We start from the raw sequence: 12287 nt of genomic DNA on the forward strand, positions 1-12287 counted from the left end.
CATCATTACTTCTGAAGGAATACCCATAAAGCTATGGCTAATGGCACTAACTTTAGGAGAATACATAACAGGAATTCCAGTTAAATAAAAGAGCCTCAGCCAGTGGTTGAAGCTCTTTATACTTATCGTCTGAAAACTAAAATATGTACTGTGCTACAGCTTATTTAGGCTTCTTCACCGGATGATGCAACACTACAACCGAGCGTCCTTCAACTTTAATGGTTTTGCTAGGGCCATAGGCTTTCCCTTCTTCTTCCACCCGGCTTTCGCTGGTGTCTACTATTTTCGTCCATTTGGTGCCATAGTTCTTAGGTGGTAGCTTATAATTTAGCGGCTCGTAATGGGCATTAAAAATAACATAAAAGCTATCATCGACAATCTGCTCTCCTTTAGGGCCGCGTGAACGAAGACCTTGTCCGTTCAGGAAAACGGCAAGAGATTTTGCAAAGTCATGGTTCCAGTTTTCTTCTGTCATTTCTTTGCCCTCTGGCAGGAACCAGGCAATATCATCTAAGCCAACACCTTTTATTGGCAAGCCCTGGAACCAACGGCGGCGGCAAAAGATAGGATGCTTTTTGCGTAAGTCGATCAGCTTTTGCGTAAAGGCTAATAAATCTTTGTCTGCCTTTTCCCAGTTCAGCCATGAGATTTCATTATCCTGGCAATAGGCATTGTTATTTCCTTTTTGTGTGCGGCTAATTTCATCACCTGCCACCATCATTGGCACCCCTTGCGATAAGAATAACGTGGTAAGTAAATTTCGTTTCTGACGTTCGCGCAGTTCTTTTATGGCTGGGTCGTCTGTTGGCCCTTCCGCTCCACAGTTCCATGATCGGTTATGGCTCTCTCCATCATTGTTATCCTCTCCGTTCTCTATGTTGTGCTTTTCGTTGTAAGACACCAAATCATTAAGCGTAAAGCCATCGTGGGCAGTTATAAAGTTAACGCTGGCAGTAGGGCGGCGATAATCGTCTTGGTAAAGATCTGAGCTACCGGTAAAGCGTTCTGCAAACTCGCCTAACATACTGTCGGCTCCACGCCAGTAGTCGCGTATGCAGTCGCGGTACTTTCCGTTCCATTCTGTCCAGCCCGGAGGGAAGTTCCCTACTTGGTAACCGCCTTCACCTACATCCCAAGGCTCTGCAATCAGTTTTACCTGTGAGATAATAGGATCCTGATGGATAATATCGAAGAAGGAGCTTAGCCGGTCTACTTCATGTAGCTCCCGTGCCAGCGTAGAAGCAAGGTCAAAGCGGAAGCCATCTACGTGCATCTCAGTTATCCAGTAACGCAGACTATCCATAATAAGGCGGAGAACGCTAGGCAAGTTAGCGTTCAGAGTGTTGCCGGTACCGGTGTAGTCCATATAGTACCGTTTGTTGTCTTCTACCAAGCGGTAGTAGGAGGCATTGTCAATGCCTTTGAAAGACAGCGTAGGTCCCATGTGGTTTCCTTCACCCGTATGGTTGTACACCACATCCAGAATAACCTCAATGCCTTCTTTGTGCATAGCCTTCACCATATCCTTAAACTCTGTCACTTGTTCTCCGAACACGCCGCTACTGGAATAACGTACATCCGGGGCAAAGAAACCAATAGAGTTATAGCCCCAATAGTTGGTAAGGCCCTTTTCCATCAGGTAACGGTCTGTTACAAAATGGTGCACAGGCATTAGCTCAATAGCAGTAATGCCTAACTCTTTCAGATAATTAATGGTAACTGGGTGCGCCAGGGCTGCATAGGTGCCTCTGATTTCCTCAGGTATGTCAGGGTGTAGTTTAGTAAACCCTTTTACATGCGTTTCATAGATGATTGATTTATAATAAGGTGTCTTAGGAGATTTGACTCCTTCCCAATCATAGTTGTGGTCTACCACCACACATTTTGGAATGTAAGGGGCACTGTCTGTCTCGTTAAAACTAAAATCTTCGTCCGGGTGTCCCAACTCATACCCAAAGAGTGAGTCGTGCCACTCAATAGTACCGGCAATGGCTTTGGCATAAGGGTCAATCAAGAGCTTATTTGCATTGTACCGATGCCCGTTTTCCGGCTCATAAGGCCCATGTACTCTATAGCCATACAACTGCCCTGGTTTGACATCGGGTAAATAAGCGTGCCACACCTGATGGGAACGCTCCGTTAGTTTTATTCTTACTTGTTCTGTCTCATCTTCAGCTGTATTAAACAGGCATAAATCCACACCTGTAGCATTGTCAGCATAAAGTGCAAAATTTACTCCGTTTCCGTCCCAGGTGGCGCCTAATGGGTAAGGACTGCCAGGGTATACTGTTGTATTCATATATAATTCAATTTTTTAAGGGGATGTCTAATTCTTTATTTATCAATAAAGCTTTTTCGTGTACGAAATATTTACATAAAATGGTGTGATTGTGACAGCATCCCCTGCTAAATGACTATTTAAACTGTGTTTATCCGCTTTTAACGCGACAGTTAAAAGGTGAGTGGCTGGCCTTAAGCACCCTTGATCCGTAAGTCTTAGCACTGATAAGACAAGACTATGATAAATTATATTGACATCCTGATCGTATTAATAATTTTATCCAGTGTTGTAAGCGGATGGTATCGGGGCTTTATTCTGGGGCTACTTGACCTGGTGCGATGGGTGGGAAGTTTGCTGATAGGATTAAAATTTTACCCTTACGTGGCTGACTGGCTTACTGGCAACACCAACTGGAGCGAAGTCTGGATACCCCCAGTTTCTTTTTTATTGGTGACAATTGTGGCAAGTATTCTTGTACAGTACCTTGGCACGCTTATTCTTCAGAAGCTTCCGCAAAACATTCATACCCGCAAATCGAACCAGGTACTGGGCGTTATTCCTGGCTTATTTAGTGGCTTAATAACAGCTACTATTGTAGCAGTGCTTTTACTGGCTGTACCAATGTCTGGTAGTTTAGAAACCAATGTGCAGGAAAGCAAACTTACAAACAAGCTGGCTTCTTATACAGACCGTATAGAAATGGCGCTTGCCCCGGTTTTTGATGAGGCGGCACAGCGTACGTTAACAAAGCTTACAGTTGATCCGGAATCTGAAAAGTTTATTGAGCTGCCATTTGAGACAGAAAGCTTTAAACCAAGACCTGATCTGGAAGCAGAAATGCTGGAATTGGTTAATGAAGAGCGTGTCGCAAACGGACTTAAACCATTAAAAGCAGATACGGCTTTAAGAAGGGTGGCCCGCCTACACTCTGCCGATATGTTTCGCCGTGGATATTTCTCACACTATTCGCCTGAAGGTGAAGATGCCTTTGATCGGATGAGAGAGGCAGAAGTGTCTTTTCGGGCAGCTGGGGAAAATCTTGCTTTGGCACCTACTCTACCTATTGCGCACAATGGCCTGATGAACTCTCCGGGGCACCGGGCTAATATTCTGCAAAAAAGGTTCGGCAGGGTAGGGATAGGGGTTATAGAAAGCAGTGGCCGTGGCTTAATGATTACGCAGAATTTTAGGAATTAGCGGCAACACCAGGTAAGAGTTGCCGCTAAAGAGTTTAACTTACTGCATCAAGTCCTGCTGCTCCGGATGGTCCTCCAGGTATTTTGCTACAACAGTGCATGTGGCCACTACCCGCAGGTTGTTTTGGCGGGCATATTGTAATCCTTTTTCTATAAGCTTGTCGGCTATACCTTGCCCACGAGCTGCTTTAGGCACAAACGTGTGGGTAAAGTCTATCAGATCATCTGAAGGCATGGCATATGCCAGTTCCGCATCCTCCTCTCCGCCGACCTTAGCTGTAAATTGTTGAAATTCTTTTTCGTGCTCTACCGATATATCCATGATTTTTTAATCTTTAGTGAGACTATTGCTACGCATAATCTCTAATGATGTTAAGTAAAGGAGGGTATGGATATTTACCAGAGACATTCGGAAATATGCTTTTTTTTTGATTATTTATAGCTCCCAAGCCGACAACACCTATGTTAAATTTTTCCTCTCAGCGTTATTTATGCCTGCTCTTGTGCCTGAGTCTGCTACTGTTGCTAGCTTGTAACACTTTCAAAAAAGCTCCTGCTGCCTCAACTACAATCCCGTTTGGGCCAGCGGAAATAAAGCGCCAGATAATGGCATCAGAAGTGTTTTATAACCGCTTTGTTGGTTTTGCTTTGTATGACCCGGAGTTAGAACAAATGGTGGTTGAGCATAACGCCGATAAGTATTTTGTGCCTGCCTCAAACACTAAGTTGTTTACGTTTTACACGTGCTTAAAAATGATGGGCGATTCTATTCCGGCACTAAAGTATGCCGTGCATGCTGATTCGCTTCTGTTTTGGGGCACTGGCGACCCTACCTTTACACATATGGATGTAAAGAACTCCCTGGCTTATGATTTCCTGAAGAACCGACCTGAAAAGCTTTACTACATCAATACACCTTTTGCCAGCACTCCTTTTGCCGTTAACTGGGGCTGGGACGACTATAACTATTATTATCAGCCGGAGCGAAGTGTGTTCCCCATACATGGAAACATTGTAAAATTTGTGCGCAAATACAGTAGCACTTACACAACTACGCCTTCATTTTTTAAACCAATGGTACATACTGACTCTTCCGGTAGTACTTCAGGAAATTACTTTGTGCGGGATTGGAGAACCAACAACATTGCCTATTTCCCCAGACTTGCTAACGCAAGCTTCTCTGTGGAAGTGCCTTTTATTACCTCGCCGGAAATGACTGTTCAGCTATTGGCAGACACCTTAAAGCGCTCTGTGGAATGGCTAAAAAGACCAGTGCCGCAGGATGCACAAACATTTTATGGTTTACCTGCTGATACCGTATACAAGCGCATGTTGCAGGTAAGCGATAACCTGTTGGCAGAGCAGCTCTTGATACTCTGCTCCGGTACAATTTCTGACACACTTTCGGTCGAAAAAGCAATTAAATACTCTATGGAAAACTACCTTGCCGACTTACCCGATAAGCCTGTTTGGGTAGACGGCTCTGGTCTGTCTACCATTAATATGTTTACGCCGCGCAGCATTATTGCGTTATTGCAGAAACTGGAGCAGGAACACACACGGGAACAGCTGTTTAAGTTGTTAGCTGCCGGTGGCAGACCAGGTACGTTTCGTAGTATTTATAAAGCTCCAGTACCATTTATCTATGGAAAATCCGGTACACTGTCGCATGTGCATAACCAGAGCGGTTACGTAATTACAAAAAGTGGAAAAACACTTTACTATAGTTTTATGAATAACAACTTCAGAGGTTCTTCCTCTGATATCCGTAATGAAATGGTGCGTATCATGACGGAAATACATGAGCGGTATTAGTCATAACGTAGCCTGTTCTGCCCTTGGAATCTCTAAATTAGAGCTAAAGCACGTTTACTAGAAGAATGGAAGCACTGTCGCAGTATAACGAAACAGATACTTTAAGAAGAGTTATTATCGGAAGGTATGAGGGATACAGAAAAGTACCTGCTTACACTGAACTGGTGAATGAAGAGCAGAAGAAAGGGCTTCCTGAAAACAGCTTACTTGAAACAGAGTTTAAGCAGTTCAGGCAGGTGCTGAATGATGCAGGTGTAGAAGTGCTGGTACCTGGTTATGTAGGTAAATTTGTTTATGACCAGCTTACCCCCCGTGATTTGGGTGTTGCAATAGGCAAGCGCTTTCTCATTTGTAACATGGCAAAGAAAAGCCGAAGATATGAGGTTGCAGGTATCTTTCAGTTTATAAACGATGAAAGGAGCCATGAGCCTAATGTTGTTATACCTGACTCACCGACTTGTTTTATTGAGGGGGGAGATATAATTGTGGATAAAGGCAAAGTATGGGTGGGTATTTCTCAGCGGACGAATGAGGAAGGGCTTGATTTTCTGGCAGCAACCTTTGGTGATGAGTTTGATGTAATACCTGTTTATGCCAAAGCACTGTCAGAAGGAGAAAATGTACTGCACCTCGATTGTATGTTTAACCCTGTGGGAGAAAACAATGCCTTGATTTATTCAGATGGTTTCAGAGAAATTCCCAAGGAGATTAAACAAACATATCAATTAATAGAAGTGAGCCAACAGGAGCAGCAGGCTTTGGCTACCAATGTGCTGTCGCTTTCCAGAAATAAAGTCATCAGCAGGAGTCATCCTGACTGCAAAAGAGTAAATAACCTGATGCGGCAAGTGGGTATTGAGGTGATAGAAATCAACTTTAATGGGGCACCTGCCACAGGAGGCTCGTTTAGGTGCTGCACTTTACCATTGCTCAGAACAAGTTCGCCAACAATCTGAGATCCTTTCTTAGTACAGTTACTGTAAATGTTATTACAGCTGTTATCGTTTATCTCTGCTTTCGTATGGGGTAGTAATAAAAATGCAGAGTAGTTTTATTGAGGCTGTACGCTTCTCTTATGCCATGCCTGTTCTACTGCTTTAGTTAATGACCTTTTTTTAAATTCAGGCTTAACAGATAGCTCAAATACTATCTGATATAAAGGTTATTGTCAAGGAATAACTTGCGTACATAGAGCATAGGACTAAGTAAAGTTCTAACTATGATTGTATCTTTGCCACTTATTTAAAAATTATGACAGGTAAACAATACTTCATTATTATTCTGATTCTAGGGGCGCTGTCAACCATCAGCCCTTTTTCTATAGATATGTACTTGCCAGGTTTTCCGGCTATTGCGGAAGATTTTAACACCACCATTGCAAAAGTTCAACTGTCTTTAACAAGTTACTTTATTGGTATTTCGGTTGGGCAATTACTTTATGGGCCTTTGCTGGATAGGTTCGGTAGAAAAATTCCTTTATATGTAGGCTTGGTTATTTACATTCTCACTTCAATAGGCTGTGCTTACACTACATCTGTTGACACTCTGATTGCAATGCGCTTTTTGCAGGCCATAGGAGGCTGTGCCGGTATGGTGGCTGCACAGGCACTAGTGCGCGACCTGTTTCCAGTAAGCCAAACAGCACAGGCCTTTTCAATGCTTACCCTGGTTATCGCAGTTTCGCCTATGATTGCGCCCACAGTTGGCGGCTATGTAACAGCATCGCTAGGCTGGCATGCAGTCTTTGTTATTCTTGCTATTATTACTGCTGCTATTCTGATAGCAGTGCATTTTGTTTTACCGGAAGGCAAGCAGCCTGACCCCTCTATATCGCTTCGGCCTAAACCAGTAATCACAAACTTCCTGACCGTACTAAAGCAGCCCCAATTTCTGATTTATGCCTTGGCAGGGGGTATAGCCACTTCTGCTCCTTTTGCTTACATAGCGGGTTCTGCCGATGTGTTCATGAATATTTATGGTGTAAGTGAGCAGGTGTATGGCTGGATATTTGCTTTCCTTGCTTTTGCCATGATAGGTTCCACGCAGCTTAACCATGGCTTGTTAAAAAGGTTTAAAAGTGAGCAGATTATTAATTTTACCCTGTTCTACCAAACTGCAGTGGGTTTGGCACTGGTTATAGGTGCCTGGTACGGCTGGTACGGTATGTACAGCCTGATTATACTGATGTTTATTTTCTTAACAGGACAAGGGTTAACAAACCCCAATGCAACAGCTCTTTCGCTGGCCCCTTTTTCTAAACATGCTGGTAGTGCTGCTGCTTTGATGGGAAGTTTTCGGATGGGAATGGGTGGTCTAACGTCTGCTGCCGTAAGTTTCCTTCACAATGGTACCACTTTACCTATGGTTAGCGTTATGATGCTTTGTGCCGCAGTGGGCCTGATTATTCTTTTGCTTGGCAACCGAGTAGTGCGTTACAGAGCCAGTAGGAGTGAGGTGGAAGAGGATAATTCAGTGCTGCTTTAATCTTATATAATAGGGTATCAAGAAAATAAAGACAAATATAAACCGCCTTTGCATTAGCAGGGCGGTTTATGTTTGTAACACGTCTCTATCTGAATATTTCCCGAAAGGCAGTGGGAAGGGGTTTTAGTGAGTGATTCATCTTAAATATGTATCTTTGAGGTATTTCCATTCTAGTACATTATTATGCTTTCAAAAAAGGCAAAATATGCTTTAAAAGCCCTTCTTTATCTTACCAAGCATCAGGATAAAGGACTTGCTGTTATTTCTGAGATTTCAGAAAAAGAGCGTATTCCACGTAAATTCCTGGAAGCGATATTGGTTGACCTTAAAATGAATGGTGTGCTGCATAGCGTTAGAGGTAAGAATGGGGGATACTCTTTAGCAAAATCACCATCAGAGGTATCTGTGGGAAACATTATCCGCATGATAGATGGCCCTTTGGCACCTATTCCCTGCGTTAGCCATCTGTATTATAGAAAGTGCGACGAGTGCATTGATGAAGCCAACTGCGAGATTAGAATTGTCATGAAGAAAGTAAGAGACGCTACTGCCGATATTCTGGATGGTACTTACTTAAGCGACATGCAGGCTATCAATGCTTATTTGAATTAATAGCGCATAAGTCAATCTTTTTAAATTTTAACTACTCCATAATTTCTGGTTCATAAATATGCTTGCCCGAGAAAGTCTTATAAATATTAGAGGCTTCAAATGTTTTTTTACTTAAATCATACTAAATTTATAGATATTATATAGTATTGCAGGAGTAAATGTAATATAGAACATAAAATAATGTTTCCTGTGCTTTTACTGTTAACAGCATAAGGCTTGAACAATAGGCTTTTAGCTGTGAAATTTAGAGATGTAAGAAAACTAGCATGAACAAAAAGTGGTAACGAAACTCTCCCTCAAATCCATAGGTGGCGTCATTATAGTATTAAAGATAAGCTTAATCCTGTACCTCATTTTAAAAGTCTTGGTGTATTCTGATAGTGCTACCGAAGCATGGACGTTAGACAGCAGCTTTTTTATTTTTGTAGTGGCTGGCTTCTTGGCACAACTTATAGACGGCACGCTCGGTATGGCCTATGGAATCAGTTGCTCCACTTTATTGCTGAACTTTGGCATTCCGCCTGCAGTAGCTTCGGCAAGTGTTCACACAGCTGAGGTATTTACCACAGGTGTGTCAGGCTTGTCGCATTTGTTTCTCAATAATGTAAATAAAAGCCTGTTCTTTAAAATTGCTGTACCTGGTTCCATAGGTGCTATAATAGGTGCTTACCTAGTGTCAGACATTTTTGATGGCGGTGTGATAAAGCCATACATCTCTTCTTATTTGCTGATAATGGGAGTAGTGTTGGTTGTAAAAAGTTTTAAGCCCGTAAAGGCGAAAGAAGAAGTGAAGAGGCTGTCGCTTTTAGGTTTTGTGGGAGGTTTTTTAGATGCTATCGGTGGGGGAGGCTGGGGACCCATTGTGTCTACAAATCTTATTTTTCAGGGCAAGACCCCTAAAGAAACTATCGGGACGGTAAACACTGCAGAGTTTTTCGTGGCTTTTTTCAGTACGGGAGTTTTCCTTTTCTTTGTCGGCATAGACAGCTGGAAAGTAATTATAGGTCTTATTACGGGGGGAGTCGCAGCTGCCCCAATTGGAGCCATAGCCGCTAAAAAGGTAGAAGCCAAAACATTGATGTTATCAGTTGGGTTATTGATTGTTACCATTTCGGTTTATACGATTTATAAAAGTATTTTTTAATGAATATCCTTTATAAAGATTAGAGAAAAGCATAAATAGTATATAGAAGTACCGTGTTGACGATGCCAGAATTATCATTGAAATTTTAATGATGATTCCGGCATTTGACGTAAAAGGGAACTATGGATAATTTTTTTTCTGGAAGTACATTAGACCGCCTTTCCGAACAACGGAAAAACGAAGAGCTGATGCAGGAGCTTTGGGATAGAGAGTCCTCGTTGTTTGTAGTAGTAAGTGATGCAAAGAGCCTTTTACGACAAGGCAATACCGAAGCAGTGTTCCTGAACCATCAGCAAGTTAAGGAATTGGCTGAGATAGCAAAAGTGCGGGTGCTTTTGGGCGTAGAAGAGGGCGTTGCCTATTTTGCTTTAGGTTTTGAAAAGCAGCAGGAAGAGATAGCGCCTTATTTAACGGATGGTGCCGTGTTGGCAGATCTTAGAACTACTGCAATGCTACTGCCACGGCCTCAGAGCACTTTGTTAGCTTACGCACGCGGCATAGTACATTGGAACCTACGCCATTCCCACTGCCCTGAATGCGGCAACCTGACCTATAGCACTGAGGCAGGACATGTTAGAGCATGTAGCAACTGCTGCAAGCGCCAGTTCCCCCGGACAGATACTGCTATTATTGTGCTTATTTCTGAGGGGGATGCATGTCTGCTGGGAAGGCAGCCACAATGGCCAAAAGGTATGTACGCAACTGTAGCAGGTTTCCTGGAGCCCGGAGAGCCTTTGGAGGAAGCTGTAGCCCGTGAAACTCTGGAAGAAACAGGCGTAGAGTTGGAAAACATCCGGTATCATTCATCGCAGCCCTGGCCATTTCCGGCATCAATTATGGTTGGTTTTACGGCTACGGCACGTAACCGCAATATAAGAGTTGATAGCCATGAGCTGGAAGATGCCCGTTGGTTTACGAGGGATGAAATTGTTGACGGCTTACAAAATAATAGCCTCATTTTGCCGCCCCCTGTTTCTATCGCTTATCGCCTTATCAGAGATTGGTTTAACCAGGACACGAACTATAACTTTGCTGAACTGCTGGAAGGGCTGGCGCAGCGGTAAATGATGTGGTAGAGATAACAATAAACCTTGTCTGGAGAAAAAGAAGTATAAACTAAGAGGAAAACCTTTTGAACCCTTTGCTGCCAGAGCTCTAAACGCTTGCGGAAGGTTTCGTAATTTAGGCGAATTAAAATCAAAAAGATCATTAGAATGAATTTATCAGGAAATACAATATTAATTACAGGTGGCGGATCAGGAATAGGCTTGGCATTCGCAGAACGATTTTTGAAAGCTGGTAGTAAAGTCATCATCTGTGGCCGTAGACAAGAAACATTGCTGGAGGCAAAACAGAAATATCCGGAGCTGCATACCCGCGTGTGTGATGTGGCGAAAGAGTCTGAGCGTGTTGATTTGTTTAATTGGGCAACAAGTGAATTTCCTGATTTGAATGTGCTTGTTAACAATGCAGGTATTCAGCGGCGGGTACCTTTTGTGGGCAATACCGAAGAGTGGAGCAAGCATCAGCAGGAAATAGCCATCAATCTGGAAGCTCCGATTCACCTGGCTATGTTGTTTATCCCGCTTTTAGATAAACAGGAGAATGCGGCTATTATTAACGTTACTTCCGGGCTGGCATTTATCCCTCCTGCTTTTGCAGCAGTCTATGGTGCAACCAAAGCCGCCCTTCATTCCTTTACAATGTCCTTAAGACATCAGTTATCTAAATCAAACATCAAGGTTATTGAAGTTGCACCGCCTGCCGTGCAAACAGATCTTGGCGGAGTGGGGCTACATACATTTGGCGAACCGCTCGATGAGTTTGCGGATTCTGTTATAAAGGACATAGAAGAAGGCAAGCTGGAAATTGGCTATGGCTCCTCAGAGAGAGCAAGAAAAGCATCCAGGGAAGAGATTGATGCTATCTTCGCCCAGATGAATAATCGCTAAGCAGGTCAAAAACAGGTACGGGTTTTGATTATAGGTACTAAAAAGAACTGAACTTATGAAAGTAAATATTTGGTCAGATATAATGTGTCCGTTTTGCTACATCGGAAAGCGGAAGTTTGAAAATGCACTGGTGCAATTTTCAGGAAAAGAGGAGGTAGAGGTAGAGTGGCATAGCTTTCAGCTACAGCCGGATGTGCAACAGGTACCTGGAAAAGACCTCTATGACTTTTTTGCCGAAATAAAGGGAACAAGCCGTGAGGAAGCGAAGCAGATGAATGATCACATGGCAAATATGGCTAAAGAAGTTGGCCTGAACTACGACTTCGACCATGCTGTTGTCGCCAATACGTTTGATGGGCATCGCCTCATCCATTTAGCAGCTAAGCATGGCCTGCAGGATCAGGCAAAAGAAAGGTTGCTGTCTGCCTATTTTACAGAAGGCAAAAATATTCAGGATCAGGATACGCTGGTACAGTTAGGAGCAGAGGTGGGCCTTCAGGAGGAAGAAGTTCGTGCAATGCTGGTTTCAGATGCTTTTGCCTACGAGGTAAAAGCAGACATCCAGAGTGCACAGAATCTTGGTATCCGGGGAGTGCCTTTCTTTGTGATTAACCATAAATACGGCATTTCAGGAGCACAGCCCAGCGAGTTATTCCTGGAAGCTTTGCAAAAGGTTTGGCAAGAAGAGCAATCTGCCGTAGCTGCCCCTGTAGATACAAAAGGTAGTGATGACGCTTCCTGTTCGGACGGAGCCTGTGCTGTGTAAAGAACAGGCATGGTGATTTTATAATGGGCGGCACCAG

The 12287-nt window shown here is 43.2% G+C and carries 11 protein-coding genes; 9 read left to right on the forward strand and 2 right to left on the reverse strand.

Translation table 11 applies throughout. The annotated features are described in order from the left end of the window. Positions 1 to 160: 160 nt before the first annotated feature. On the reverse strand, positions 161 to 2299 hold the full coding sequence (gene glgX / locus LN995_RS00005) for a glycogen debranching protein GlgX (RefSeq protein ID WP_229957272.1): 2139 nt from the start codon (positions 2297 to 2299) through the stop codon (positions 161 to 163). A gap of 219 nt (positions 2300 to 2518) precedes the next feature. Here glgX and LN995_RS00010 point away from each other — a divergent pair, with 219 nt between their 5' ends. Continuing rightward, on the forward strand, positions 2519 to 3478 hold the full coding sequence (locus tag LN995_RS00010) for a CvpA family protein (RefSeq protein WP_229957273.1): 960 nt from the start codon (positions 2519 to 2521) through the stop codon (positions 3476 to 3478). 39 nt (positions 3479 to 3517) lie between these two features. On the opposite strand, the gene LN995_RS00015 is transcribed toward LN995_RS00010, so the two are convergent. After that, entirely contained in the window at positions 3518 to 3799 is a 282-nt protein-coding gene (locus tag LN995_RS00015; RefSeq protein WP_229957274.1) for a GNAT family N-acetyltransferase, read from the reverse strand. A gap of 140 nt (positions 3800 to 3939) precedes the next feature. Here LN995_RS00015 and LN995_RS00020 point away from each other — a divergent pair, with 140 nt between their 5' ends. The 8 genes from LN995_RS00020 to LN995_RS00055 all read left to right on the forward strand — a co-directional run bounded on the left by LN995_RS00020 (position 3940) and on the right by LN995_RS00055 (position 12250). Continuing rightward, on the forward strand, positions 3940 to 5292 hold the full coding sequence (locus tag LN995_RS00020) for a D-alanyl-D-alanine carboxypeptidase (protein WP_229957275.1): 1353 nt from the start codon (positions 3940 to 3942) through the stop codon (positions 5290 to 5292). Between the two features lie 65 nt (positions 5293 to 5357). After that, entirely contained in the window at positions 5358 to 6248 is an 891-nt protein-coding gene (locus LN995_RS00025) for a dimethylarginine dimethylaminohydrolase family protein (protein ID WP_229957276.1), read from the forward strand. Positions 6249 to 6543: 295 nt separating this feature from the next. Then, positions 6544 to 7776 carry a multidrug effflux MFS transporter gene (locus tag LN995_RS00030; RefSeq protein WP_229957277.1) on the forward strand — a complete coding sequence of 411 codons (1233 nt, stop codon included), beginning with the start codon at positions 6544 to 6546 and terminating at the stop codon, positions 7774 to 7776. 183 nt (positions 7777 to 7959) lie between these two features. Next, positions 7960 to 8388 carry an RrF2 family transcriptional regulator gene (locus LN995_RS00035; protein ID WP_229957278.1) on the forward strand — a complete coding sequence of 143 codons (429 nt, stop codon included), beginning with the start codon at positions 7960 to 7962 and terminating at the stop codon, positions 8386 to 8388. Between the two features lie 277 nt (positions 8389 to 8665). Then, positions 8666 to 9532 carry a sulfite exporter TauE/SafE family protein gene (locus tag LN995_RS00040; RefSeq protein WP_229957279.1) on the forward strand — a complete coding sequence of 289 codons (867 nt, stop codon included), beginning with the start codon at positions 8666 to 8668 and terminating at the stop codon, positions 9530 to 9532. 122 nt (positions 9533 to 9654) lie between these two features. After that, the gene (gene nudC, locus LN995_RS00045) at positions 9655 to 10596 is read left to right on the forward strand and encodes an NAD(+) diphosphatase (protein WP_229957280.1); all 942 of its coding nucleotides are present in this window, start codon (positions 9655 to 9657) and stop codon (positions 10594 to 10596) included. Between the two features lie 150 nt (positions 10597 to 10746). Then, positions 10747 to 11484: an SDR family oxidoreductase gene (locus LN995_RS00050; RefSeq protein WP_229957281.1), complete on the forward strand. Its 738-nt coding sequence runs from the start codon at positions 10747 to 10749 to the stop codon at positions 11482 to 11484. 55 nt (positions 11485 to 11539) lie between these two features. Further along, a complete protein-coding gene (locus LN995_RS00055) occupies positions 11540 to 12250 on the forward strand; it encodes a DsbA family oxidoreductase (RefSeq protein ID WP_229957282.1) in 711 nt (236 codons plus the stop codon). Positions 12251 to 12287 lie beyond the last annotated feature (37 nt).

The sequence above is a fragment of the Pontibacter silvestris genome (assembly GCF_020907275.1).
In the GTDB taxonomy this organism is placed as follows: Bacteria; Bacteroidota; Bacteroidia; order Cytophagales; family Hymenobacteraceae; genus Pontibacter; species Pontibacter silvestris.

Coding starts and splice junctions, on each gene's coding strand:
- glgX (WP_229957272.1), bottom strand. CDS start 2,299: ATGAATACAACAGTATACCCTGGCAGTCCTTACCCATTAGGCGCCACC.
- LN995_RS00010 (WP_229957273.1), top strand. CDS start 2,519: ATGATAAATTATATTGACATCCTGATCGTATTAATAATTTTATCCAGT.
- LN995_RS00015 (WP_229957274.1), bottom strand. CDS start 3,799: ATGGATATATCGGTAGAGCACGAAAAAGAATTTCAACAATTTACAGCT.
- LN995_RS00020 (WP_229957275.1), top strand. CDS start 3,940: ATGTTAAATTTTTCCTCTCAGCGTTATTTATGCCTGCTCTTGTGCCTG.
- LN995_RS00025 (WP_229957276.1), top strand. CDS start 5,358: ATGGAAGCACTGTCGCAGTATAACGAAACAGATACTTTAAGAAGAGTT.
- LN995_RS00030 (WP_229957277.1), top strand. CDS start 6,544: ATGACAGGTAAACAATACTTCATTATTATTCTGATTCTAGGGGCGCTG.
- LN995_RS00035 (WP_229957278.1), top strand. CDS start 7,960: ATGCTTTCAAAAAAGGCAAAATATGCTTTAAAAGCCCTTCTTTATCTT.
- nudC (WP_229957280.1), top strand. CDS start 9,655: ATGGATAATTTTTTTTCTGGAAGTACATTAGACCGCCTTTCCGAACAA.
- LN995_RS00050 (WP_229957281.1), top strand. CDS start 10,747: ATGAATTTATCAGGAAATACAATATTAATTACAGGTGGCGGATCAGGA.
- LN995_RS00055 (WP_229957282.1), top strand. CDS start 11,540: ATGAAAGTAAATATTTGGTCAGATATAATGTGTCCGTTTTGCTACATC.